The following is a 23911-nucleotide window of genomic DNA, read 5'->3' as shown; positions in this document are numbered from 1 at the left end:
ACTAGATCCGCATCGGCATTACCACGTACTGAGCATCCTGACTGTCAAAATCCTCAATAATGGCGCTGCTGATGGAATCGCTCAGGCTGATCCGGATTTGGTCACATTTTAACGTATTCAGCACGTCCAGCACATAAGAGACGTTGAAACCTATCTCCATCTCGCCGGCTTCGTATTGTACGTCAAGCAGCTCTTCGGCTTCTTCCTGTTCCGGGTTGTTGGCGGTGATGCGCAGCAGGTTTTCCTGCAGATTGAGACGCACCCCACGGAATTTCTCGTTGGAGAGGATGGCGGCACGGGCAAAGGCCTGGCGCAGATCCTCACGACCGGCGATCAGGGCCTTGTCGCTGTTGCGCGGAATGACGCGGCGCCAGTCCGGGAAGCGACCATCCACCAGCTTGGAGGTGAAGATAAAGCCGTCGAGGGCGGCGCGCAGGTTGCTGCGGCCGATCTGCAGCCGTACCGGCTTGTCTTCCGCTTCCAGCAGACGCACCAGTTCCAGCACGCCTTTACGCGGCAGGATGACCTGATGATCGGGCAGCGATTCGCTCACCACCTCGCGACGGCAGGTCGCCAGCCGGTGACCGTCGGTGGCCACGGTACGCAGGCCATGGCCCTCGCTCTCGAACAGCATGCCGTTCAGGTAGTAGCGCACGTCCTGGCTGGCCATGGAGAACTGGGTCGCGTCGATGAGTTTTTTCAGCTCCAGCTGGCCGATGTCGAACTCGAGCACGGATTCCCAATCCTCGATGTTCGGGTATTCGGTGGCCGGCAGGGTCGACAGGTTGAAGCGGGAGCGGCCGGAGCGGATGATCAGGCGCTCGCCTTCGGTATTGAGGCGAATGTCCGCCCCTTCCGGCAGACCGCGACAGATGTCCAGCAGCTTGCGCGCCGGTACTGTGGTGCGGCCATCCTGACTGTCGCTGTTGAGATAGACCTGACCGATCATCTCCACTTCGAGGTCGGTACCGGTCAGTGACAGCAGACCGTTGCTGACATCAAGCAGCACGTTGCCGAGGATCGGCAGGGTCGGCCGGCCACCGAGGGCACCGGACACCAGTTGCAGAGGACGTAACAGGGCCTCACGGCTAATTTCGAGCTGCATCTGTGCTCTCCGTTGTGATTAGGAGTAAAGGTTTCGGATCAGGTTGGCATGTTCAAGCTGCATCTGTGCACTCAGTTCCGTCATCAGGAAGAAAGGGTACGGATCAGGTTGGAATAGTCTTCCTTGATGTCGTGACTCTCTTCCTTCAGCTGCTCGATCTTGCGGCAGGCATGAAGCACGGTAGTGTGGTCACGACCACCAAAGGCATCACCTATCTCCGGCAAGCTATGATTGGTCAGCTCCTTGGCCAGCGCCATCGCCAGCTGGCGTGGACGGGCGACGGAGCGGGAACGGCGCTTGGAGAGCAGATCCGCCAGCTTGATCTTGTAGTACTCCGCCACCGTCTTCTGAATATTGTCGATGGTGACCAGCTTCTCCTGCAACGCCAGCAAATCGCGCAGCGCTTCGCGCACGAAGTCGATGTTGATGGCGCGACCGGTGAAGTTGGCATTGGCGATCACCCGGTTGAGGGCACCTTCCAGCTCGCGCACGTTGGAGCGCAGTCGCTTGGCGATGAAGAAGGCCACTTCGTCCGGCAGGTGGATCTGGTTCTCGTCCGCCTTGCGCATCAGGATGGCGACACGCGTCTCCAGCTCAGGCGGCTCGATCGCCACGGTCAGGCCCCAGCCGAAGCGGGACTTGAGACGATCTTCCACCCCGTTGATCTCCTTCGGATAGCGATCCGAAGTCAGGATGATCTGCTGGTTGCCTTCGAGCAGGGCATTGAAGGTGTGGAAGAACTCCTCCTGGGAGCGCTCCTTGTTGGCAAAGAACTGGATGTCATCGATGAGCAGGGCATCGACGCTACGGTAATAACGCTTGAACTCTTCAATGGCGTTATTCTGCAGCGCCTTCACCATGTCCTGCACAAACCGCTCGGAGTGCATGTAGATGACTTTGGCGTCCTGCTTGCGCTCCTTGATGGCGTTGCCGACGGCATGCAGCAGGTGGGTCTTGCCCAGACCGGTGCCGCCATAGAGGAACAACGGGTTGTAGGCCCCACCCGGATTGTCGGCAACCTGACGGGCAGCCGCACGGGCCAACTGGTTGGACTTACCCTCGACGAAATTCTCGAAGGTATAGTTCACGTTGGTGTTGCTCTTGTGGTTCGGTTCGGGCTTGGCCTCGGCCTTGCTTTCCCAGCTCTTCTGCGAGTTATTCACAGGATCCGCACCCCGCGCCGGCGCCCTGGCCACCGCGACGGGATGGGGACGATTGCCGATGTCAAAACGCAGGGTGGGGCCATCGACCCCGCAGAGCTCATTGATGATGCCGTTCACCCGGATGAGATACTTGTCTCGAACCCAGTCCAGAACGAAACGATTCGGTGCATACAGGGTCAGAGTATTGTCACTCAACTCCGCTTGAAGCGGCCGGATCCACATGCTGAATTCTGCCGAGGGCAACTCATCTTGCAGCCGGTTAAGGCACTGCTGCCATAGCGAAGCAGTCACTCTAAACTCCCGTCGATTGATTAACTAAAGACCGGCTATTCTACGTTTTTAGCGGCTGGATCTCTAGCCGCGACCTCGCGGATCCAGCAAATAAGATCCTTGACTTTCAAGGATCCAGCAGCCGTGGATCTGATTTCATCCCCAAAGTTACCCACAGCCCGATCCCGTTACCGATGCACCAAAGATCCAGACCTGAAGCGGTTATTTTATATAACCAAATATCATTTATTCTTTAGGTTTTATTCCAATAACATCAGCGCAACCCCAGCGTTTACAACTAAAAATACAGAACTACAGAGAGAGAGGAATCACCATGACGTCATCCATCAAGCTGGTCTCCGGCGCCGCCATTCTGCTGGCCGCCCTGTCCGGTCAAGCCATCGCCCAGGAAACCATCAAGGTCGGCATGTCCGGCAAGTACTTCCCGTTCACCTTCGTCAAGCAGGACAAGCTGCAGGGCTTTGAAGTGGACATGTGGAACCAGATCGGCGAGCGCACCGGCTACAAGGTCGAGTTCGTGACCGCCAGCTTCTCCGGCCTGTTCGGCATGCTGGAAACCGGCCGCGTCGACACCATCTCCAACCAGATCACCATCACCGACGAGCGCAAGGCCAAGTACGCCTTCTCCCAGCCCTACGTCTATGACGGCGCCCAGATCGTGGTGCGCAAGGGCAACAGCACCATTCACGGCATCAAGGATCTGGAAGGCAAGAAGGTCGCGGTGAATCTGGGCTCCAACTTCGAAGAGCTGCTGCGCAAGAACGACCCCAACAAGAAGATCGACATCCGCACCTATGACTCCGCCTTCGAGCAGGACGTTGCTCTGGGCCGCATCGACGCCTTCGTGATGGACCGCGTCTCCACCGCCCAGCTGATCAAGGAATCCAAGCTGCCGCTGCAACAGGCTGGCGCACCGTTCGAGACCATCGAGAACGCCCTGCCCTTCCTGAAGACCCCGGAAAAGCAGGCACTGCTGAAGAAGGTCGATGACGCCCTCACCGCCATGCGCAAGGATGGTTCCCTGCGTCAGATCTCTGAAAAATGGTTCGCTTCCGACATCACCGACAAATAAATGATGGAATTTGACCTCGAATACACGCTGGGGCTGTTTCCCATCCTGCTCAAGTATCTGGGCACCACGATGGAAATGGCCCTGTGGGGATTCGCATTGGCACTCGTACTGTCGCTGGCCCTGGCGATAGTACGGGTCTTTCGCGTTCCCGTGATCCACTGGCTGGCGATGCTCTATATCTCGTTCTTTCGGGGTACACCGCTGCTCGTCCAGCTGTTCCTGCTCTACTACGGGCTGCCGCAGCTGTTCCCCATCTTCGTGGGAATGGATGCCTTCACCGCCGCCATCGTCGGTTTGACCCTTCACTTTGCCGCCTACATGGCCGAGTCGATTCGAGCCTCCATCATTGGCATCCACAAGAGCCAGATGGAAGCTGCCCTCAGCATCGGCATGAGCCGTTACCAGGCAATGCAGCGGATCATACTGCCGCAGGCGGCCCGCATCGCCACGCCGTCGCTGATGAACTACTTCATCGACATGATCAAGAGCACCTCGCTGGCCTTCACCCTGGGGGTGGCCGAGATCATGGGCAAGGCGCAGATGGAAGCCTCCTCCTCCTTCAAGTTCTTCGAGAGCTTCATGGCGGTGGCCCTGGTCTACTGGGTGGTAGTCATCTTCTTTACCCGCCTGCAGCATCTGCTGGAAGTGCGGCTCAACCGTGCCTATTAGGGGTTTGCCATGACAACGCAACCGACCCGCTTGCAATGCACGCCGGAAGTCCGTTTTAACTCTGCGCCTGTTTAAAGGAGGGCCATCATGATCAAGCTAACCGGCCTCTCCAAGGCATATGACGGCAATCAGGTGCTAAACAGCATCGATCTGGAGGTGAAAAAGGGGGAAATCGTCGTCATCATCGGCCCCTCCGGCACCGGCAAGTCCACCTTGCTGCGCTGCCTCAACCTGCTGGAGACTCCCGATACGGGCACCCTAGCCATCGACGATCTGCAGCTCAACCTGGCCAAGGCCAGCGAGCAGCAGGCCATCGAGCTGCGCAAGCGCGCCTCCTTCGTGTTCCAGAACTACGCCCTGTTTGCCAACAAAACGGCGCTGGACAACATCGCCGAGGGGCTGATCACCGTCTGGAAACAGCCGAAGGCCGAGGCCCGCGCCACCGCCCTCGGCATCCTCAAAGACATAGGTCTTGCCGACAAGCAGGACGCCTATCCGGCCTCATTGTCGGGCGGCCAGCAGCAACGGGTCGGCATCGGCCGGGCCATGGCGGCTCACTCCAAGGTGATCCTGTTTGACGAACCCACCTCGGCCCTCGATCCCGAATGGGTCGACGAAGTACTGGGCCTGATGAAGGAGCTGGCTCGCCAGCACCAGACCATGGTGGTGGTGACCCATGAGATTGAATTTGCTCGAGATGTTGCCGATCGGGTGATCTTCATGGAGGGGGGCCGGATCGTGGAACAGGGCCCGCCGGATCAGATATTGGTCGATCCGCAGGATCCCCGCACCCGGGAGTTCCTGCGTAAAGTGCTTAAATAGCTCTCTCTTTGGCGGCATTGCCGCCTTTTTTATTGGAGGATCCTTGTTAAACCCCGGGTTGCCAGTATAATCCGGAGCCCTTGATCCTTCGGATCCTCACGCTCGCCCAAGACCTTTTCCAGGTCGGGGCAGGATGGGAGGGAACGGCGGATTGACTAAAAGCCGAACTCTGTTTAGAATTCGGCCTCTTTTGCTAGTCGTCACACGCTATAGCTGGCGCGTCGGCTAAGTGTGACAATCAAAACTGTACAGAAATACGGAATCGAATCATGAAACGTACTTTTCAACCGTCCAACCTGAAGCGCAAGCGCTCTCACGGTTTCCGCGCCCGCATGGCAACTGCCAACGGTCGTAAAGTTCTGGCCGCTCGTCGTGCCAAGGGTCGTGCCCGCCTGGTAGTCTAATGCCTACCCAGCACGCCTTTTCTCGGGAGTTACGTCTGTTAACTCCCGAACACTTCAAACGCGTTTTCGCCGAGCCTGTCCGGGCCGCTTCTCCGCAGATTACACTTCTCGCCTCTCCCAATTCGCTCGAACACCCTCGCCTTGGTCTCGCCGTGCCCAAAAAAGCACTCAAGCGTGCCGTCTGGCGCAACCGTGTAAAACGGGTGGTTCGGGAAAGTTTCCGCCTCAATCAAGCCAATCTGCCCGCTATCGACATCGTCGTGATCGCCAAGGCCGGAGTGAAGGAGATGGATAACGAGGAACTGTTCAAGTTACTGGAAAAGCTATGGCGCACTCTGTCACGCCGTTGCAATGGGTAGCTGTCAAACTGATACGCCTGTATCAGCTAATCATTAGCCCTCTGCTCGGGCCGCGCTGCCGTTTCACCCCGACTTGTTCCCAATTTGCGATAGAAGCAATCCGACTTCACGGTTTCATAAAAGGCGTTTGGTTAGCCAGCAAACGTCTATTAAAATGCCATCCCTTATCCGAGGGTGGTTATGACCCGGTTCCGCAACCAAAGCGAAGAAACTGAAGACTATGGAATCACAACGCAATCTCATCCTGATCGGTTTGCTGTTCGTGAGCTTTTTGCTCTGGCAACAGTGGGAGTCCGACAAGGCTCCGAAGCCGGCCCCGACTACCGTGGCCCAAACCGAACATTTCGTACCTGAAGCCGGTCAGACCGGTGATATTCCTCAGGTTTCCGAGCAAGCCAACGCGAACACCGCACGCAAGCTGATCACCGTCACCTCCGACGTGCTCAAGCTGACCCTGGATACCCAGGGTGGTGACATCGTCTCTGCCGAACTGCTGGCCCACAAGCTGGAAGAAGGCAAGGATCAACCGTTCGTACTGCTGACCAGTCAGCCTGAGCACCTCTATGTTGCCCAGAGCGGCCTGGTTGGTCGCAATGGCCCGGACAGCCAGCCCCAGGGTCGTCCCACCTATGAAGCCACCCAGACCAGCTACCAGCTGGCCGACGGTCAGGATCAAGTCGTCGTCCCGATGACCTGGACCGACAGCAAGGGCGTGGTCTTCACCAAGGAGTTCGTCCTCAAGCGTGGTGACTACGCAGTCGGCGTCGACTACAAGATCGACAACAAGTCTGCTGAGCCGGTTCAGGTGCAGTTCTACGGTCAGCTGAAGCAGACCGTGGCCACGCCGAAAGACCAGCAGGGTCACGCCATGGTGGCCAGCGCCTACCGCGGTGGTGCCTTCTCCAGCGAAGATACCCGCTACAAAAAGTACACCTTCGACGAGATGAAGGATGCCGACCTGAACAAGACCACCAAGGGTGGTTGGGTCGCCATGCTGCAACACTACTTCGTCTCCGCCTGGGCACCGAATGCCGACGATACCAACAGCTTCTACAGCCGCGTGATCCCTGGCAAAGACCAGGCCATCATCGGCTACAAGGCACCGCTGGTTGACATCGCTGCCGGCCAGCAGGCCGAAGTGACCAGCAAGCTGTGGGTCGGTCCCAAGCTGCAGGATCAGATGGCCAAGGTAGCCAACCACCTCGACCTGACCGTCGACTACGGCTGGCTCTGGTTCATCGCCCAACCGCTGCACTGGCTGCTGACCGTGTTCCACGGCTTCGTCCAGAACTGGGGTCTGGCCATCATCATGCTGACCCTGCTGGTGCGTGGCGTCATGTTCCCGCTGACCAAGGCCCAGTACACCTCCATGGCCAAGATGCGCATGCTGCAGCCCAAGCTGGCCGCCCTGCGCGAGCGCTTCGGCGACGATCGCCAGAAGATGTCTCAGGGCATGATGGAGCTGTACAAGAAGGAGAAGGTCAACCCGCTGGGGGGCTGTCTGCCGATCCTGGTACAGATGCCGATCTTCATCGCCCTCTACTGGGCACTGATGGAGTCCGTCGAGCTGCGCCACGCGCCGTTCGCCCTGTGGATCACCGACCTGTCGGTGAAGGACCCCTTCTTCGTGCTGCCGATCCTCATGGGTGCTTCCATGTGGTATCTGCAGAAGATGAGCCCGACCACCATTACCGACCCGATGCAGCAGAAAGTGATGCAGTTCATGCCGATCATCTTCACTTTCATGTTCCTCTGGTTCCCGGCAGGTCTGACCCTGTACTGGCTGGTGAGCAACGTCATCTCCATTACCCAGCAGACCATCATCTATCGTCAGCTGGAGAAGAAAGGCCTGCATACCCGCAGCTAATCGCTCCCGATGGCAAGATGGATGACAAAAGAGGCGGCCTTCGGGTCGCCTTTTTTATTACAATGACCCCACTGCTGTGAACCATCAGCGAACAAATGAGCCAAGCAAGATGACTACAGATACCATCGTGGCCCAGGCCACCGCCCCCGGCCGTGGCGGCGTCGGCATAGTCCGCGTCTCCGGCCCCGCCGCCGAACAGGTCGCCGAGATAGTGCTCGGCAAGCTCCCCCGGGTGCGCTACGCCGAATATCTGCCGTTCAGGGATGAGCAAGGCCAGCCGCTGGATCAGGGCATCGCCCTGTTGTTCAAGGCCCCCAACAGCTTCACCGGCGAAGACGTGCTGGAGCTGCAGGGCCACGGCGGCCCGGTGATCATGGACATGCTGGTGCGCCGCATCCTGCAGATAAAGGGGCTGCGCCCAGCCCGCCCCGGCGAGTTCAGCGAGCGCGCCTTCATGAACGACAAGCTGGATCTGGCCCAGGCCGAGGCCATCGCCGACCTTATCGAGGCTTCCAGCGAGCAGGCCGCCCGCAGTGCCATGCACTCCCTGCAGGGGCAGTTCTCCGGCAAGATCCAGCAGCTGGTGGAGAGTCTCACCCGGCTGCGTATCTATGTGGAGGCCGCCATCGACTTCCCGGATGAGGAGATCGATTTTCTCTCCGACGGCAAGGTGGCGGGCGATCTCTACGCCATCATGGACGAACTGGATGCGGTGCGCGGCGAGGCCAAGCAAGGAGCCCTGCTGCGGGAAGGGATGAAGGTGGTGATCGCCGGTCGTCCCAACGCTGGCAAATCCAGCCTGCTCAACGCCCTGGCCGGCCGCGAGTCCGCCATCGTCACCGAGATCGCCGGCACCACCCGCGACGTGCTGCGCGAGCACATTCATCTGGATGGCATGCCGCTGCACATCATCGACACCGCCGGCCTGCGCGACACCCAGGACAAGGTGGAGCAGATCGGCATCGAGCGTGCCTGGGCCGAAATTGAACAGGCCGACCGGGTGCTGTTCATGGTGGATGGCACCACCACGGCTGCGGTCGACCCACGGGAGATCTGGCCGGAATTCGTTGATCGGTTGCCAAAAAAGATCGGCCTCACCGTGGTGCGCAACAAGGCTGACCTGACTGGCGAAGATCTGGCGCCTAGTCAGGAGCAGGGCCACGCGGTCTACCGCATCTCCGCCAAGACCGAGCTGGGGCTGCCCGCCCTGCGCGAGCACCTGAAAGCCTGCATGGGCTTCCAGGGCAACACCGAGGGGGGCTTCATGGCCCGCCGCCGCCACCTGGACGCGCTGGAGCGTGCCGCCGAGCGGCTGCTGGTAGCCAAGGAGCAGCTGGAGGTGTTCGTGGCCGGCGAGCTGGTGGCCGAAGAGCTGCGCCTCGCGCAGGAGTCACTCAGTGAGATCACCGGCGAGTTCAGCTCCGACGATCTGCTGGGCCGCATCTTCTCCAGCTTCTGCATCGGCAAATAACGCCGTACGGCAGGCAATAAAAAGCCCGGGTTCATCCCGGGCTTTTTTTGTGCATTTTTCATCCACCAACCTAGAGGCGGCGCAGACACCACATGAAGTAAGCGCCCCCTAACAAGGTGGAGACCAGCCCCACCGGCAGCTCCTGCGGGAACAGGATCTGCTGGCCGATCCAGTCCGCCGACACCATCAGCAGGGCGCCGGAGACGGCGGCACCGAGTAGATGCCAGCGTGCCCGCACCAGCCCCATCAGCTTGGCCATGTGCGGTGCCAGCAGGCCGACGAAGGAGAGCGGTCCCACCACCAGGGTCGCGCTGGCGGTCAGCACGGCCACCAGCAGCAGGATGGCGAGCTGGGCCCGGTTGAGCCGAATGCCGAGCGCGGCGGCCACCGCCGGCCCCATCGGCAGCAGATCGAGCCAGCGGCTGAGCAGCAGGCAGGCTGCCAGCAGCGTCAGTGCCAGCACGACCAACCCGCCGGCAAGCGGCAGGGTGACGTAATAGGTGGAGCCGGACATCCAGGAGAGCAGTTGCTGCACCCGCAGGTCACCGTTGGCCAGCGCGATGGCCTGTAGCGGCTCGAACAGCGCCGTGATGGCGATGCCGGAGAGCAGCAGCCGCTCCGGCTGGAAGCCGTGGCTGCGATTGACCAGCAGCAACAGCAGCAGACAACCGAAGGCACCTAACAGGCCGCCGGCCAGCATCATGGGCAGCGGCAGGGCGGGTAGCAGCAGCGCCGTGGCAATCACCCCCATGAAGGTGCCACCACTCACCCCCAGCAGCTCGGGACTCGCCATGGGGTTGCTGCTGACCCGTTGCAGCAGGGTGCCCGCCAGCGCCAGCAGCATGCCCGCCGCACCGGCCGCCAGGGTGCGCGGCAGCCGCCACTCCAGCTGGGCCTGCCAGCGCAGCCAGCTAGGCCAGTGCCAGCCGTCAATCCCCTGTCCAAACAGCAGGGAGGCCATCACCGCCAATACCAGCCCCATCAACATCAGGCCGACAAGGCGAGCCGGTGCCGGGTGGCGGGCCACCAGCAGGGCGGCATTCGCCTTTGGTGTGCCCGACTTGATACCCAGGCGCGGGATCAGCCACAACAACAGCGGCGCCCCCAGCAGAGCCGTCATGGCGCCGGTCGGAATGAGTACAGAGCCGCTGCGGCTCAAGGATTGCAGCAACAGATCGGTGGCCGCCAGCAGCAGAGCGCCCAATAGCGGGGCCCACAGCAGTCGCAGGGCCAGTTTTCTCACCCCCAGCAAGCGCACCAGGGCGGGCGCCGCCAACCCGATGAAGCCGATCAGCCCCACCACGCTCACCACGCAGGCAGTGACGAACACCGCTAGCCCCAGTCCGGCGAAACGCAGGTGTTGAAGGGAGACCCCCAGACTGCGGGCACTGGCATCATCCAGCTCCAGCACCGCCAGCGGGCGCACCAGCACCGCGGCCAGCACGCCAGCCAGCAGCAGACGGGGCAGCAGGTAACTCACCCCGCTCCAGCTGTTCTGCACCAGCGAGCCACTGCCCCACACCAGCAAGCCTTTCAGCTCCTCCTGAAAGAACAGCAGGAGCCCCATGCTGATGGCCGCCAGATAGAGGTTGATCACCAGCCCGGCAAAGACGATGACCACCGGATTGAGCTGGCGACGCCAGGCCAGAGCAAACACCAGCCCCATGGCGAGACTGCCGCCGGCCATGGCGATCCACTCCCGCCCCAGCAGCAGCCAGGAGGGAGCAAACAGGGTCACCATCATCAGCGCCAGCTGGGCGCCGGAGGCTACCCCCAGGGTGGTGGGCGAGGCCAGCGGGTTGCGCAACACCTGCTGCATCAGGGTGCCGGCCAGCCCGAGGGCGGCGCCGGCCAGCAGGCAGACGGCAAGGCGCGGCAGCCAGCTGAAGTGGACCACCGCCTGGCTGGCATCGGTCAGATCTGGCGACAACAGGGTCGCCAGCCAACGCGCCACCGGCAATTGATCGGCCAGCTCCCAACCGGCGAGCGCCAGCGTCAATCCCAGCAACAGGCTGACAGGCAGTCGCAGCGGCGATGGAAAAATCTGGTTCATCACAGCCCCTCCCCGCTTTGCCCATCCCGCTGCAGCGCAGTACTCAGCTGCACGGCAAAGCGACGCGCCGCCAGCACGCCGCCAAAACTCCACACCGCGGGCAGATGCAGCACGGCCGCCGCCCTCACCTGTGGCAGCAGCTGCCACAGACCGGGCTCCTGCAGCCGCTCACTCACCCCGACCGGGATCGGATCGACCACCACCAGCCGCGCCTGCGGCAGCGCCATCAACTGCTCCAGACTGGCCACGGCAAAGCCCCAGGCATTGGTCTCCCCCTGCCAGCCATTGCGCAGGCCGAGCCGCTGCATCACCGCCTCGAACAGGCTGTGGCGGCCAAATACCCGCACATGGCGCTCATCGATGAACTGCACCACTAGCAGGGGCGGCAGCTCTGCAGGCAACGCCGCCCGCATCTGCGCCAGATCCTGGTCCAGCCTGGCCAGCAGTTGCTCGGCCTCGGCGGTTTTGTCCACCAGCGCGGCTATGGTCAGGGTTGCCTCGTGCAGCCGCTGCCACAGATCGGCATCCGGCTCGTAGAGCGCGATGGATTGTACCGGCGCGATGCGGGAGAGGGTCGGCGCCAGCGGGGCCGCCAGCGGCGAGATGAGGATGCGATCGGGTTTGAGCTCGGCCAGCAGCTCCCGGTTGGGCTGGGCGCGCTGGCCGATATCCACCACGGCAGCCGGCAGCAGCGGTTCACCGACCCAGGCGCGGTAGGAACCGACATCCCCCACCGCCAGCGGCGTCACCCCGAGTGCCAGCAGGGTTTCGGCTATGGTCCAGTCGACGGTGGCGATGCGGGGTACCGACTTCACCGCATCGGCTTGAGGGAGGTCTGCAGCGGCAGGCATCGCTGGCTCGGCCTGCAACATAAGCGGAGCCAAGAGGCAGCAGAACCAGCCAACTTTCTTGAATAAGAGCATCGAGATAACAAGCCTTATCTAAACGATGGCGATGGCGTGGTCATGGGCCGGGTGGCGAATGACCTCCATCGGGATGCCATAGATGGCGTGCAGGGTCTCGCCGGTCATGATCTGTTCGGGTTCGCCGTGGGTCAGCAGGCGGCCGGAGTGCAGCGCCACCAGCCGATCGCAGAAGCGGGAGGCCATGTTGATGTCGTGAATGACGATGATGACCCCGAGCTTGAGCTGACGGCTCAACTGCTTGACGAGCGTGAGCACCTCCACCTGATGGGCTACGTCCAGCGCGGCCAGCGGCTCGTCCAGCAGGATGAAACGGCTCTCCTGTGCCAGCAGCATGGCCAGCCAGACCCTCCCCCGCTCGCCGCCGGAGAGGGTATCCACCAGCCGATCGGCAAAGCGTTCGGTATGGGTCAGCGCGATGGCCCGTTCGACCTGGCGGTGATCCTCCGCCCCCATCCGCCCCAGCAGGCCGCGCCAGGGGTAGCGACCCATCTCCACCAGCTCCCGCCCGAGCAGGTTTTCGGCGCTCGGCAGATGCTGGGGCAGATAGGCCACCTGACGGGCGAAGTCGCGCGCCCCCCACGCCGGTAGCGGCTTGTCATCGAACCGGATCTCGCCGTCACTGAGCGGCTGCTGGCGTGCCAGCAGCTTGAGCAGGGTGGATTTGCCCGAACCGTTGTGGCCGATGAGGCCATAGACCTTGCCCTGCTCGAAACAGAGATCGGTAGGGTGCAACAGCGTGCGGTCATTGACCGCGAAGCTGGCTGATTTCATCTCAAACATAAGCGGTTCCTGTTGGCCGGGTTCAAACCGGCGCCTCTGCATTCAAGTCACAATCCAGATGGGCGACCGCATCGCGGCTCACCTGCTCGCGCCGCTCGCCGGTCAGCTCGCTGAGCCGGCCCTGGCGCATCTCCAGCAGCCGGTCGGCCTGGGAGAAGTAGAGATCGTCGTGGCTGATGGCGATCACCGTCTTGCCCATCTCCTTGAGGCGCGGCAGCAGCAGCTGATAGAAGATGCGGCGGAACTGGGGATCCTGATCCGCGGCCCACTCGTCGAACAGCATCACCTCGCGCTGCTCGGCCAGCGCCAGCAGCAGGGCGACCCGCTTGCGCTGCCCCTGGGAGAGGTCGATATCGGCGATGAAGCCCTCTTCGATGGTGAGCTTGCTGCCCATCTGCAGCCGCTCCAGCCACTCGGCCACCAGCTCATCCTTGGGCTCCGGCCCCAGCAGGTGCTGGAACAGGTGATAGTCGGTGAAGATGGCGGAGAACAGTGCCAGATAGGCGTTGCGATCGGTGACCGGCTCCCCATCCAGCAGGATCCGGCCCGATACCGGCTGATACAGGCCGGTCAGCAGCATGGCCAGGGTCGACTTGCCAGAGCCGTTGCCACCTATGATGAAGAGCTGCTCCCCCCGCTCGATCACCAGATTGATGGGACCCACGGCAAAGCCGCCCTCCCCCTGATAGTGAAAGCTCACCTGCTCCAGCTCGATACGCTGCCAGGCGCGGGGCGCGGACGGCAGCGGGAACTCGGCGTCCGGCGCGGCAAGATTGAGGGCCGCAATCTTGTCGAACGCCACCTGGGCGGAGAGCAGGGTCGGCAGGGCGCCAATGCCCTGCAGCAAGGGGGTACGCAAGAACAGCAGGGTCAGCGCGAAGGTGGCGGCCACCTGGGTGTCGGCCCAACCCAGCCCGTTGGCCAGAAAGAAGACCAGACCGATGGCCCCCAGCATCATGATATTCGACCAGTTCACCGCGCTCAGGTGATAGGTGTCGGCGCGAATGATCTGCTCCCGATAGTCCTGCGCATTCTGCTGATAAAGCTGGTGGTAGACGAAGTGGGCCCGCTCACGGTTGAGCGCCAGCTCCTTGCTGCCGGCGATGATGGCCTGATAGTTCTGATAGAGCCGATCCTCGGCCTGACGCATGTGGGAGAGATGGCGATAGACCCGGTTCACCAGCAGCCAGCCCACCACCATGGTGAAGGTGACCCAGAGCGTGGTGACGCCGAGCAGGGCCGGCGACAGCCAGCCGAGGTAGAGGGCCGACCCCAGGGTGAGCACCAGCCCCTGCACCAGCTCCGGCAGGCGCACGAAGGCGATGGTGATCTGGCCGATGTCGCTGGAAAGGGAGGCCAGCAGCGGCCCCTGGCCAATCTGGCGCAGGCGGGCGACATCGGTATCCAGCAACTGCTTGAGCAGGCGGCCGCGCAGCCGGTAGACGAAATGATGGCCGAGGGTGGTCAGCGCCAGCTGAGAGCCGAGCGTGATCACCAGCAGCAATAAAATGAGGCCGATCAGCTGGCCGAGCACCGGCAGCGGATCGCCGACGGATTCGACAAGAGACTGATTGATAAAGGCAATGACACCAATCCCGCTGACGGCACTGAGCAGGCTGAGCAGGGTAATGGCGATGAAGGGCCAACGATATTGGCGATAAACCAGAGACAAGAGTTCCATAACGGACCGGTATTCCAGAGAGATCAGAGCAACTGCAGATGAAAAGAAGGGCGGGAACCCGGTTCCCGCCCCACTCCGATTACCAGCGGTAGTTGATGCTGCCCACTACGCTGCGCGGCTCGCCGTAGTAGCAGTAGTAGTCGCAGCTGGCCACGTAGGTATCACCCAGCAGGTTGTTGACGTTGAGCTGAGCCCGCCAGTTCTTGGCAAAGTCATACCCGATCATCGCATCCCACACGGTATGGGCCGGCACCTGGGCCGAGCCGTAGATGGGGGTGTAGTCCGCATTCACGGCACCGATGCCGACGCTGGAACCGACGTAGCGCACGCCGCTCCCCAGCTCCAGACCGGAGACCGGCCCCTGCTGCACCTTGTAGTTGCCCCAGAAGGAGGCCTGGTGGCGCGGGATCAGACTGGCACGGCGATCGCCCTTGCCGGTGTCGTTGGTCTTGGCATCGGTATAGGTGTAGGCGGCGGTCAGGCGCAACGCCTCGGTGGCCTGCACGCTCCCTTCCAGCTCGACACCCCGGGAGGTCACTTCACCAGCCTGGGTCTGCTGGCCGGAACCGGTGGAGACCAGCGAGTTGGTCTGCTCCAGATCGAACAGGGCCAGGTTGATGTAGCCATCGAGGAAGCTCGGCGCGTACTTGACGCCGGTCTCGTACAGGGTGCCCTTGAGCGGCTTGTAGGATTCGCTGGTGTTGGGGTCGATCCCAGGCAGCACCTCGAACGACTCGGCATAGGCAACATAAGGAGAGAGACCGTTGTCGGCCAGGTACATCAAGCTGCCGGAGAGGGAGAGCTCGTGATCATACTGCTTCTCGTTCTTGCCCTTGGCTTCGCTGATGTTGTGGGTCTCCACGTAGTCGAAGCGACCGCCGCCGGTCAGCAACCAGCGATCGTCCCAGCGGATCTGGTGCTGGGCATAGAGGCCACTCTGACCCTTGGTACTCTTCTGGTGGGTGGCAGTGGACTCATCAAAACCGGGGAAGCCGCTGTAATCCGGGTTCATGGTATTGATGGAGCCCATGCCGTAGTTGTCAGCTTCCTGGCCTTCATTGACATGGCGCTGCAGATCCACCCCCAGCAACAGGGTCTGCTCTGTGCTGTCGGTGTTCCAGTAACCCACCATCTGGTTGTCCATGGTGGCGCTCTTGGTGGTGCCGTCGCGATAGATCAGGCCGCGGAAGGCGGTGGTGCCTTCATAGGTCGGGAAGATATAGGTCTGGCGCAGCAGCAGATCGTTGTAGTTGAAGCGGACGTTCTGCTTAAACTCCCAGGTCTGGTTGAGCTGGTGGGCCAGCTCGTAACCGGTGGAGATCTGGGTGTTGCGGTTGCGATCGTAATCCGGCTGGCTCAGGTTGGTGCTGGGATCGATCTGGCCACCGCTGGTATTGAGGCTGCCGTAAACCGGGAAGAAACCGTTGGTCGGTACCCCTTCGTCGTGCAGGAAGCTGGCCAGCAGGGTCAGGCTGGTGCGATCCGAGAGATCGAAGGTCACGCTCGGCGCCAGATAGACGCGATCGTTGTAGGTGCCGTCCAGCACGCCGTCACGCTCCTTATAAAGAGCAACCATGCGGTAGCGGCTGTTGTCGGTCAGTGCATCGGAGACATCCACCCCGATCTGGCGGTGATCCCGGCTGCCCAGCTGCAGATCCAGCAGCCCCTGCGGGGTGGCGGTCGGCCGTTTGCTGATGGCATTGATCACGCCGCCGGGAGGCGCCTCGCCGTAGAGGATCGAGGCCGGGCCTTTGAGCACTTCCACGCTCTCTAGGCCGAACGGCTCCGGCGTCCAGAGATAATAGCCGGTGCCGAACAGGCGGTTGCCATCCAGATAGGATGCGGCATCGAAGCCGCGCACCTTGAACCAGTCGGTATTGTTGTCGGAGCCATAGAGGCCGGTGAGCACGCCGGAGCGGTAGCGCAGGGACTCGTCAAGCTGCTGCACGGCACGCTGATCCAGCTCCTCGCGGTTGACCACGGAGACGGCGCGAGGCGTCTCGGCCATGGGCACTTCCACCTTCATGGCGGTGCCGGTGACCACCATGGTCTCGCTGGCTTTGGGCAGTTCTTTCGGTTGTTCGGCCGCCAGCACGGGCAGGCTGGCCAACAGGCAGGAGAGCGGCAGCAGTTGCTGTGCCCCTCTCTTTCGCATCGCTGCGATGGGGGTGTTTTTTTGCGCAATCATAGTAAGTGTCTCAAATATCAATGAGTTGTTTCTGATTTCTTATTATTGGTAGCCGGTCATGCCGGTAGCCCGGTTCCTCAGGCGAATAAAGCAGCGACATGCTACTACAGGAGCCATGATCGAATCGATTCAATAATTGCTAATCATTTGCATCCGTATTGTTACTTGACGTATTAGGAGCCGAGCGGAGAACACACAAGAGGAGGAAACGGCCCCTTTTCGACACGATCGCAAGATTGGGCAGGATCGGCGGGCGGGGATCCCTTTTTTCCGTACAAAAGCAGCGAGGATCCATTATCCCCAAGCTTTATCCATATTTATCCACACCCTTTGGCGGTAGAATCCGGCTTTCTCTTGCTTCGTCTGAAATCAGGATCCATTCCATGGCCAAACTCAATCTCGTCGTCGGCTCCATGCTGGGCGCCTCTGAATATGTCGCGGACCACATCGCCGGCCTGCTGGAACAAGCGGGCCATCAAACCGAGATCCACAACCCCGCCAGCCTGGCCAGGGTGCTTGCCGAGCCGGAGGCCATAGTGCTGGTGGTCACCTCCACCCACGGTGCCGGCGATGTGCCCGACAATCTGCAGCCTTTCGCCAAGGATCTTGCCGAGCAGCGTCCGGATCTTGATGGCTGGAAATACGGGGTGATCGCGCTGGGAGACAGCAGTTATGACACCTTCTGCCAGGGTGGCAAGACGCTGGATCGACTGCTGGCCGAGTGCGGCGCCAGCCGGATTGGGGATCGTCTCGACATCGACGTGACCCGGCACGAGATCCCGGAAGATGCAGCCGAAATCTGGATCCGGGACTGGTTGGCCCTGATCGCCTGAACCGGGAGCGGGAGATCCGGCAAGAACGGCTCGATCTCCCCGCTTATCCCCAGATCGCTATCCACCAGGTTATTAACAGGTGGATCCGGAGAAGTTGTTCCAAGGGTTCCCCTAGAATGCTCCGAGAAATTGTGAATAACTCCTGTGTGAAACTCTGTAAAACCTATAGTTATCCATGTATTAGATCTAAACCAAAGGGTGTCTGTGCATAAAAACCCTTGTTATCCCCCAGTTCACGGGGCCAGGATCCAAGCTTTTCCACAACCAGAGATCGCTCTTAAGACGATGATCTTTATGATCAAAAAGTGCTTATCAACAGAAGTGGCGGATCCTAATAAAAGATCCAATAAAAGATCGATCTAAAGATCCTTAAGATCTATTTAGTGGATCCTCCCTCCATACTGAACGTTAAGTAGACGTTCCCCTCAGGACGCTAAACAGATAGAATGTTCCGCCCTCGAGCACAGGCAAACAAAGATCTTCAGGCGTGCAGATCAAGGTGATCCCCAATGCAATACCATGAACAATTTGATGTGATCGTCGTCGGTGGCGGTCATGCAGGAACCGAAGCGGCAACAGCGGCAGCCCGGATGGGCCTCAATACCCTGTTGCTGACCCACAATATCGATACGCTGGGACACATGTCCTGCAACCCGGCGATCGGCGGGATCGGCAAGGGACACCTGGTCAAGGAAGTTGACGCTCTCGGCGGGATCATGGCGCGTGCCATCGATCTTGGCGGGATCCAGTTCCGTACCCTCAACTCCTCCAAGGGCCCGGCGGTTCGCGCCACTCGCGCCCAGGCGGATCGTCTGCTTTACAAGGCAGTCGTGCGCCAGATGCTGGAGAACTACCCCAACCTGAAGATCTTCCAGCAGGCCTGTGACGATCTCATCATGGACGGGGATCGGGTTGCCGGCGTGGTCACCCAGAGCGGGATCCGCATCAGCGGCAAGACGGTCGTGCTGACCGTGGGTACCTTCCTGAACGGCCTGATCCACATCGGCATGGAAAACTACAAGGGGGGCCGCGCCGGGGATCCTCCCTCGATCGCCCTCGCCCAGCGCCTGCGGGAACTGCCGCTGCGCATTGATCGCCTCAAGACAGGTACGCCGCCCCGCATCGATGCCCGCAGCGTCGATTTCTCGGTGATGCAGGCCCAGCACGGCGACGATCCGCGTCCGGTCTTCTCCTTCATCGGTAATGCCAGCCAGCATCCGCGTCAGGTGCCCTGCTACGTTACCCATACCAACGAGCGCACCCACGAGGTGATCCGCAACAACCTGGATCGCAGCCCCATGTACGCCGGGGTGATCGAGGGGATTGGCCCGCGCTACTGCCCGTCGATCGAGGACAAGATCACCCGTTTTGCCGACAAGACGGCGCACCAGATTTTCGTCGAGCCGGAAGGCCTGACCACCCACGAACTCTACCCGAACGGGATCTCCACCAGCCTGCCGTTCGACGTGCAGGTGCAGATCGTCCGCTCCGTGCGTGGCTTCGAGAATGCGCACATCACCCGCCCGGGTTATGCCATCGAGTACGATTTCTTCGATCCGCGGGATCTCAAGGCCAACATGGAGAGCAAGTGCATCGGCAACCTGTTCTTCGCCGGCCAGATCAATGGCACCACCGGCTATGAAGAGGCGGCAGCCCAAGGACTGCTGGCCGGTTTGAACGCCGCCCTGCGTGCGCAGGGCAAGGATCCCTGGCATCCGCGCCGGGATCAGGCTTACATCGGCGTGATGATGGACGATCTCTCCACCCTGGGAACCCGCGAACCCTACCGCATGTTCACCAGCCGTGCCGAATATCGCCTGCTGCTGCGGGAAGACAACGCCGATCTGCGCCTGACCGCCATCGGCCGCGAGCTGGGCCTGGTGGATGACGAGCGCTGGAGCAAGTTCAACGCCAAGATGGAACAGGTGGAGCAGGAGCGTCAGCGCATGCGCTCGACCTGGATCCACCCGCAACATCCGTCGCTGGAGGCAGTCAACGCCCTGGTCAACACCCCGCTGACCCGCGAGCAGAGCCTGGAAGAGCTGCTGCGTCGCCCCGAGGTGACCTACGATGCGCTGATGGCCATCGAGGGGGTCGGGCCTGCGCTGAGCGATTCGGCCGCCGCCGATCAGGTGGAGATCCAGATCAAGTACGCCGGCTACATCGAACGCCAGCACGACGAGGTGGAGAAGCAGCTGCGCAACGAGAACACCCTGCTGCCGCTGGACATGAACTACCGCGACGTCAACGGTCTCTCCAACGAGGTGATCGCCAAGCTCAACGATGCCAAGCCGCAGACCATAGGTCAGGCGTCCCGCATCTCCGGCATCACCCCGGCGGCCATCTCCATTCTGCTGGTTCATCTGAAAAAACACGGCCTGCTGCGTAAAACCGCCTGAGGATCCTACCGTTGCAAAACATGCTGGAAAGATTGAACGGCCTGCTCATGCAGGCCGGAATTGTTATCACCGAGACCCAAAAGACCCAGTTGGTTCGGCTTGTCGAGTTGCTGCACAAGTGGAACAAGGCTTACAATCTCACCTCGGTACGAGATCCGGACGCCATGCTGGTCAAGCACATCCTCGACAGCCTGGTGGTGAGCCGGCACCTGCACGGTGAGCGCTTCATCGATGTGGGCACTGGCCCGGGTCTGCCCGGACTGCCGCTGGCGATCATCAATCCGGACAAGCAGTTCGTGCTGCTGGACAGTCTGGGCAAGCGGATCAACTTCATCCGCCAGGTGATCCTGGAGCTGGGCTTGACCAACGTGACTCCCGTCAAATCCCGGGTCGAGGAGTATCAGCCCGAGGTGGGATTTGACGGCGTGCTGAGCCGGGCCTTCGCCTCGCTGGAGGACATGCTGGGCTGGTGTCACCATCTGCCGTCGGCCCAGGGCAGCTTCCTCGCGCTCAAGGGACAGTATCCCGAGCAGGAGCTGGCCCAGTTGCCCGCCAACATCCGTCTGGTCGCCTCCCATCAACTGGTGGTGCCGGAGCTGGAAGGCGAACGTCATCTGCTGGAATTCAAACATATCCAGCCCGAATAGGGTCGCAGTTTCATTTAGGGGACAGTGTGGGAAAAGTCATCGCCATAGCCAACCAGAAGGGTGGAGTGGGTAAAACCACCACCTGTGTGAATCTGGCCGCCTCCATGGCCGCTACCCGCCGCAAGGTGCTGGTGATCGATCTGGATCCGCAGGGCAATGCCACCATGGGCAGCGGTGTCGACAAGTACGAAGTCGAGCGCACCGCCTATGAGCTGCTGATCGAGGACGCCCCCATCGGCGAGGTGATCATCCCCGAAACCTCCGGGGGCTATCACCTGATCGCCGCCAACGCCGACGTGACCGCGGCCGAAATTCGTCTGATGGAGTTCTTCGCCCGCGAGATCCGCCTGCGCAACGCGCTGGCCGCGGTGCGGGACAAGTACGACTACGTCTTCATCGACTGCCCGCCTTCTCTCAACATGCTGACCGTCAACGCCATGGCCGCCGCCGACTCCGTGCTGGTGCCCATGCAGTGCGAATACTATGCGCTCGAAGGGCTGACCGCCCTGGTCGACACCATCAGCAAGCTGGCAGCCGTGGTCAATCCGGATCTGAAGATCGAAGGGGTGCTGCGCACCATGTTCGATCACCGCAACCGGCTGGCCAATGATGTGTCCGATCAGCTTAAACAGCACTTCGGGGACAAGGTCTATCGCACCATCATTCCCCGCAACGTAAGACTGGCGGAGGCACCGAGTTTCGGCGCCCCGGCCATGCACTATGACAAATCATCGGTGGGCGCCAAGGCCTATCTGGCTCTGGCTGGCGAGATCCTGCGTCGCCAGGAGCAGGAGCGTCAGGTGACCATCGCAGACCGAGAGAGCATATGACGCCGAAAAAACGTGGGCTGGGCAAGGGGCTGGACGCTCTGCTCAGCACCAGCACGGCCGCGCGCCAGAAGCAGGTGATGAGCGATCAGCGCACCGAGCAGGCCATGGCACCGACCCCGACCAACCAGGGCGAACTGCGCAAGCTGCCGGTGGAGTGGCTGCAGTCCGGCAAGTACCAGCCGCGCAAGGACATGTCGCAGGATGCGCTGGAAGAGCTGGCCAATTCCATCCGTGCCCAGGGGGTGATCCAGCCCATCGTGGTACGCCCCCTCGGCGAGCAATCCTTCGAAATCATCGCCGGTGAGCGGCGCTGGCGCGCCTCCCAGCTGGCCCGCCTCGAGGTGGTGCCCTGCCTGGTCAAGAACGTGCCTGACGAGGCGGCCGTCGCCATCGCGCTCATCGAAAACATCCAGCGTGAAGACCTCAACGCCATCGAGGAGGCGGTCGCCCTGCAGCGGCTGCTGACCGAATTCGAACTGACCCACCAGCAGGTGGCCGATGCGGTGGGCAAGTCCCGCACCACGGTGACCAACCTGCTGCGCCTCAACCAGCTCAACGACGACGTGAAGCGCTTCGTCGAGCACGGTGACCTCGATATGGGCCATGCCCGTGCCCTGCTGGCCCTGAGCGGCCAGGCCCAGTCTGAACTGGCCAAATTGGTGGCCCAGAAGGGGCTGACCGTGCGAGATACCGAGAAGTTGGTGCAAAAGGCGCTGGAACCGGCAAAAGCCAGGGTCGAGCCCGTCCGCGATCCCCAGTTTGGTTATCTCGAGCGCCAGATTTCAGAAAAAATTGGCAATCAGGTACAACTTCAGCCGGGAAAACAGGATAGCGGCAAGTTAGTAATTAGTTACGAGAACTTGGCGGATTTGGACCGGGTATTGAGCTATTTTGGCCTGTCAGAATCGTGATTTTTACGCTTTTTGTAGTAATAAAACATCCATTCCTTTTGATATGAACATAACCTTAATTCTGTGCGGAAAGCCGCAAAAATTAAGGATTTTTGCCATGTTGCAATAGCTGTCTTCAAGGGTATAATTTGACCGGCTTTTTGGGCTGTAAACGCGGGGTCTTCGGATCCCGATTTTTTACAGTTCTGTAATGTTCAGGGGTAGGTTGGTGAAGCAGAAAATAGCCTTGGAAGGTTTAACGCTGGCCTTGGCTATGCTCGTTTGTCAGCTCGTCCTGATCCTGGCGATCAGTACCGTCTGGTTTTACCAGGCCGGTGCGTTTGCCGGACGCTCCTCTCTCTACGGGGGGAGCATGTACTGGGTTCCTCAAGCCCTGTTCACGCTCTGGGTTCTGCGCCGCAAGGTGACGAAAGAGAGCGTGGGCCTGGTTCTGCGGGACTTTTATGGTGGGGCAGGGATTAAGCTCATTACTACAACAGGACTTTTCGCCCTGATGTTTGGCGCCGGGATCGAGGTCGATACCGTCTCGTTCTTTGCCACTTATATCCTCGCCCTCGTTGTACAGTGGATAGTCTCATTCACGCTTAACAACCACTATTAGGAAAACTCATGTCTGCAACCGGAGAAGTCCTGACTCCTCAGGGATATATCTCCCACCATCTGACCCATCTGCAAGTCGGGTCTGGGTTCTGGACAGTCAATGTCGACTCAATGATATTTTCTGTTCTGTTGGGCGCTCTGTTTATCTGGTTGTTCCGCCGCGTAGCCGTCAACGCTACCAGTGGTGTGCCCGGTAAACTGCAGTGCTTTGTGGAGATGCTGGTCGAGTTTGTGAGTGGTAACGTCAAGGACATCTTTCACGGTCGCAACAAGGTCATCGCACCTTTGGCCCTGACGGTGTTTGTGTGGATCTTCCTGATGAACCTGATGGATCTGATCCCCGTTGACTTTATCCCCCACGCTGCACAGTTGATGGGTGTTCCCTATCTGCGTGTGGTTCCCTCTGCTGACGTTAACATCACCATGTCCATGGCTTTGGGCGTGTTCTTCTTGATCCTGTACTACAGCATCAAGGTCAAGGGTATCGGCGGGTTTGTGAAGGAGCTGACGCTTCAGCCTTTCAACCACCCGGCGGCCATCCCGGTTAACCTCATCCTGGAAACTGTTACGCTGATTTCCAAACCTGTTTCTCTGGGTCTTCGACTGTTCGGCAACATGTATGCTGGCGAACTGATCTTTATCCTGATTGCGGGTTTGCTACCCTGGTGGTCTCAGTGGATCCTGTCCGTGCCTTGGGCAATTTTCCACATCCTGATCATCACTTTGCAGGCGTTTATCTTCATGGTGCTGACCATCGTCTATCTGTCGATGGCTCAAGAAGACCATGGTTGATGCAACTCAAATAATCCTTTTTATACAATCAATTACATCTAAATAAAT

22 protein-coding genes are annotated in these 23911 nt (G+C 60.5%); 15 read left to right on the top strand and 7 right to left on the bottom strand.

What is annotated here, in order from left to right; translation table 11 throughout:
- Position 1: 1 nt before the first annotated feature.
- Together dnaN and dnaA are read right to left on the bottom strand one after the other, a co-directional pair.
- Positions 2 to 1105, bottom strand: a complete 1104-nt coding sequence (gene dnaN / locus AB5Y81_RS19255) for a DNA polymerase III subunit beta (RefSeq protein ID WP_005307138.1) — start codon at positions 1103 to 1105, stop codon at positions 2 to 4.
- Between the two features lie 83 nt (positions 1106 to 1188).
- Entirely contained in the window at positions 1189 to 2559 is a 1371-nt protein-coding gene (dnaA, locus tag AB5Y81_RS19250) for a chromosomal replication initiator protein DnaA (RefSeq protein WP_005307141.1), read from the bottom strand.
- A gap of 313 nt (positions 2560 to 2872) precedes the next feature.
- Between dnaA and AB5Y81_RS19245 the strand changes: the two genes are divergently transcribed.
- The 8 genes from AB5Y81_RS19245 to mnmE all read left to right on the top strand — a co-directional run bounded on the left by AB5Y81_RS19245 (position 2873) and on the right by mnmE (position 9223).
- Positions 2873 to 3631, top strand: coding sequence for an amino acid ABC transporter substrate-binding protein (locus AB5Y81_RS19245; protein ID WP_005307144.1), 759 nt, complete (start codon positions 2873 to 2875; stop codon positions 3629 to 3631).
- Positions 3632 to 4300, top strand: a complete 669-nt coding sequence (locus tag AB5Y81_RS19240) for an amino acid ABC transporter permease (RefSeq protein ID WP_005307147.1) — start codon at positions 3632 to 3634, stop codon at positions 4298 to 4300.
- Between the two features lie 87 nt (positions 4301 to 4387).
- Positions 4388 to 5122, top strand: a complete 735-nt coding sequence (locus tag AB5Y81_RS19235) for an amino acid ABC transporter ATP-binding protein (protein WP_005307149.1) — start codon at positions 4388 to 4390, stop codon at positions 5120 to 5122.
- A 269-nt stretch (positions 5123 to 5391) separates the two neighbouring features.
- A complete protein-coding gene (rpmH, locus tag AB5Y81_RS19230) occupies positions 5392 to 5526 on the top strand; it encodes a 50S ribosomal protein L34 (RefSeq protein WP_005307156.1) in 135 nt (44 codons plus the stop codon).
- A complete protein-coding gene (gene rnpA / locus AB5Y81_RS19225; protein ID WP_005307159.1) occupies positions 5526 to 5885 on the top strand; it encodes a ribonuclease P protein component in 360 nt (119 codons plus the stop codon). Before rpmH ends, rnpA begins: the two co-directional genes overlap by 1 nt.
- Positions 5852 to 6100, top strand: a complete 249-nt coding sequence (yidD, locus tag AB5Y81_RS19220) for a membrane protein insertion efficiency factor YidD (protein ID WP_010635605.1) — start codon at positions 5852 to 5854, stop codon at positions 6098 to 6100. The genes rnpA and yidD overlap by 34 nt, the downstream gene beginning before the upstream one ends.
- A 5-nt stretch (positions 6101 to 6105) precedes the next feature.
- Complete coding sequence (gene yidC, locus AB5Y81_RS19215; RefSeq protein WP_021463924.1) at positions 6106 to 7752, top strand: membrane protein insertase YidC; 1647 nt, start codon at positions 6106 to 6108, stop codon at positions 7750 to 7752.
- A 109-nt stretch (positions 7753 to 7861) separates the two neighbouring features.
- Positions 7862 to 9223: a tRNA uridine-5-carboxymethylaminomethyl(34) synthesis GTPase MnmE gene (gene mnmE, locus AB5Y81_RS19210; RefSeq protein WP_017410486.1), complete on the top strand. Its 1362-nt coding sequence runs from the start codon at positions 7862 to 7864 to the stop codon at positions 9221 to 9223.
- A gap of 70 nt (positions 9224 to 9293) precedes the next feature.
- On the opposite strand, the gene fhuB is transcribed toward mnmE, so the two are convergent.
- The 5 genes from fhuB to AB5Y81_RS19185 form a co-directional block, all read right to left on the bottom strand.
- Positions 9294 to 11276, bottom strand: a complete 1983-nt coding sequence (gene fhuB / locus AB5Y81_RS19205) for a Fe(3+)-hydroxamate ABC transporter permease FhuB (protein WP_279485079.1) — start codon at positions 11274 to 11276, stop codon at positions 9294 to 9296.
- Positions 11276 to 12199 carry an ABC transporter substrate-binding protein gene (locus AB5Y81_RS19200; protein ID WP_279485078.1) on the bottom strand — a complete coding sequence of 308 codons (924 nt, stop codon included), beginning with the start codon at positions 12197 to 12199 and terminating at the stop codon, positions 11276 to 11278. The genes fhuB and AB5Y81_RS19200 overlap by 1 nt, the downstream gene beginning before the upstream one ends.
- Before the next feature lie 18 nt (positions 12200 to 12217).
- Positions 12218 to 12982, bottom strand: a complete 765-nt coding sequence (locus tag AB5Y81_RS19195; RefSeq protein WP_005307174.1) for an ATP-binding cassette domain-containing protein — start codon at positions 12980 to 12982, stop codon at positions 12218 to 12220.
- A gap of 22 nt (positions 12983 to 13004) precedes the next feature.
- Positions 13005 to 14663 (bottom strand): multidrug ABC transporter permease/ATP-binding protein, encoded by a 1659-nt coding sequence (locus tag AB5Y81_RS19190; protein ID WP_201990456.1) that lies wholly within the window; start codon positions 14661 to 14663, stop codon positions 13005 to 13007.
- 79 nt (positions 14664 to 14742) lie between these two features.
- A complete protein-coding gene (locus AB5Y81_RS19185; RefSeq protein ID WP_279485077.1) occupies positions 14743 to 16851 on the bottom strand; it encodes a TonB-dependent siderophore receptor in 2109 nt (702 codons plus the stop codon).
- Positions 16852 to 17234: 383 nt separating this feature from the next.
- Here AB5Y81_RS19185 and mioC point away from each other — a divergent pair, with 383 nt between their 5' ends.
- The 7 genes from mioC to atpB all read left to right on the top strand — a co-directional run bounded on the left by mioC (position 17235) and on the right by atpB (position 23863).
- Positions 17235 to 17684: an FMN-binding protein MioC gene (mioC, locus tag AB5Y81_RS19180; protein ID WP_005307185.1), complete on the top strand. Its 450-nt coding sequence runs from the start codon at positions 17235 to 17237 to the stop codon at positions 17682 to 17684.
- A gap of 509 nt (positions 17685 to 18193) precedes the next feature.
- On the top strand, positions 18194 to 20083 hold the full coding sequence (mnmG, locus tag AB5Y81_RS19175) for a tRNA uridine-5-carboxymethylaminomethyl(34) synthesis enzyme MnmG (RefSeq protein ID WP_005307187.1): 1890 nt from the start codon (positions 18194 to 18196) through the stop codon (positions 20081 to 20083).
- Positions 20084 to 20103: 20 nt separating this feature from the next.
- Complete coding sequence (gene rsmG / locus AB5Y81_RS19170; RefSeq protein WP_024942392.1) at positions 20104 to 20730, top strand: 16S rRNA (guanine(527)-N(7))-methyltransferase RsmG; 627 nt, start codon at positions 20104 to 20106, stop codon at positions 20728 to 20730.
- Positions 20731 to 20756: 26 nt separating this feature from the next.
- On the top strand, positions 20757 to 21560 hold the full coding sequence (locus AB5Y81_RS19165) for a ParA family protein (protein ID WP_005307193.1): 804 nt from the start codon (positions 20757 to 20759) through the stop codon (positions 21558 to 21560).
- Positions 21557 to 22471 carry a ParB/RepB/Spo0J family partition protein gene (locus tag AB5Y81_RS19160; RefSeq protein WP_279485075.1) on the top strand — a complete coding sequence of 305 codons (915 nt, stop codon included), beginning with the start codon at positions 21557 to 21559 and terminating at the stop codon, positions 22469 to 22471. Before AB5Y81_RS19165 ends, AB5Y81_RS19160 begins: the two co-directional genes overlap by 4 nt.
- 190 nt (positions 22472 to 22661) lie before the next feature.
- The gene (locus AB5Y81_RS19155) at positions 22662 to 23072 is read left to right on the top strand and encodes an ATP synthase subunit I (protein WP_010635593.1); all 411 of its coding nucleotides are present in this window, start codon (positions 22662 to 22664) and stop codon (positions 23070 to 23072) included.
- A gap of 8 nt (positions 23073 to 23080) precedes the next feature.
- Positions 23081 to 23863, top strand: a complete 783-nt coding sequence (gene atpB / locus AB5Y81_RS19150) for a F0F1 ATP synthase subunit A (RefSeq protein ID WP_005307200.1) — start codon at positions 23081 to 23083, stop codon at positions 23861 to 23863.
- Positions 23864 to 23911 lie beyond the last annotated feature (48 nt).

Origin of the sequence: Aeromonas sp. s2 (assembly GCF_040907935.1) — a bacterium.
GTDB classification, from domain to species: Bacteria; Pseudomonadota; Gammaproteobacteria; order Enterobacterales; family Aeromonadaceae; genus Aeromonas; species Aeromonas dhakensis.
This window is presented reverse-complemented; position numbering and strand designations above follow the sequence as displayed.

Coding starts and splice junctions, on each gene's coding strand:
- dnaN (WP_005307138.1), bottom strand. CDS start 1,105: ATGCAGCTCGAAATTAGCCGTGAGGCCCTGTTACGTCCTCTGCAACTG.
- AB5Y81_RS19245 (WP_005307144.1), top strand. CDS start 2,873: ATGACGTCATCCATCAAGCTGGTCTCCGGCGCCGCCATTCTGCTGGCC.
- AB5Y81_RS19240 (WP_005307147.1), top strand. CDS start 3,632: ATGATGGAATTTGACCTCGAATACACGCTGGGGCTGTTTCCCATCCTG.
- AB5Y81_RS19235 (WP_005307149.1), top strand. CDS start 4,388: ATGATCAAGCTAACCGGCCTCTCCAAGGCATATGACGGCAATCAGGTG.
- rpmH (WP_005307156.1), top strand. CDS start 5,392: ATGAAACGTACTTTTCAACCGTCCAACCTGAAGCGCAAGCGCTCTCAC.
- rnpA (WP_005307159.1), top strand. CDS start 5,526: ATGCCTACCCAGCACGCCTTTTCTCGGGAGTTACGTCTGTTAACTCCC.
- yidD (WP_010635605.1), top strand. CDS start 5,852: ATGGCGCACTCTGTCACGCCGTTGCAATGGGTAGCTGTCAAACTGATA.
- yidC (WP_021463924.1), top strand. CDS start 6,106: ATGGAATCACAACGCAATCTCATCCTGATCGGTTTGCTGTTCGTGAGC.
- mnmE (WP_017410486.1), top strand. CDS start 7,862: ATGACTACAGATACCATCGTGGCCCAGGCCACCGCCCCCGGCCGTGGC.
- fhuB (WP_279485079.1), bottom strand. CDS start 11,276: ATGAACCAGATTTTTCCATCGCCGCTGCGACTGCCTGTCAGCCTGTTG.
- AB5Y81_RS19200 (WP_279485078.1), bottom strand. CDS start 12,199: ATGCTCTTATTCAAGAAAGTTGGCTGGTTCTGCTGCCTCTTGGCTCCG.
- AB5Y81_RS19195 (WP_005307174.1), bottom strand. CDS start 12,982: ATGTTTGAGATGAAATCAGCCAGCTTCGCGGTCAATGACCGCACGCTG.
- AB5Y81_RS19190 (WP_201990456.1), bottom strand. CDS start 14,663: ATGGAACTCTTGTCTCTGGTTTATCGCCAATATCGTTGGCCCTTCATC.
- AB5Y81_RS19185 (WP_279485077.1), bottom strand. CDS start 16,851: ATGATTGCGCAAAAAAACACCCCCATCGCAGCGATGCGAAAGAGAGGG.
- mioC (WP_005307185.1), top strand. CDS start 17,235: ATGGCCAAACTCAATCTCGTCGTCGGCTCCATGCTGGGCGCCTCTGAA.
- mnmG (WP_005307187.1), top strand. CDS start 18,194: ATGCAATACCATGAACAATTTGATGTGATCGTCGTCGGTGGCGGTCAT.
- rsmG (WP_024942392.1), top strand. CDS start 20,104: ATGCTGGAAAGATTGAACGGCCTGCTCATGCAGGCCGGAATTGTTATC.
- AB5Y81_RS19160 (WP_279485075.1), top strand. CDS start 21,557: ATGACGCCGAAAAAACGTGGGCTGGGCAAGGGGCTGGACGCTCTGCTC.
- AB5Y81_RS19155 (WP_010635593.1), top strand. CDS start 22,662: ATGTTCAGGGGTAGGTTGGTGAAGCAGAAAATAGCCTTGGAAGGTTTA.
- atpB (WP_005307200.1), top strand. CDS start 23,081: ATGTCTGCAACCGGAGAAGTCCTGACTCCTCAGGGATATATCTCCCAC.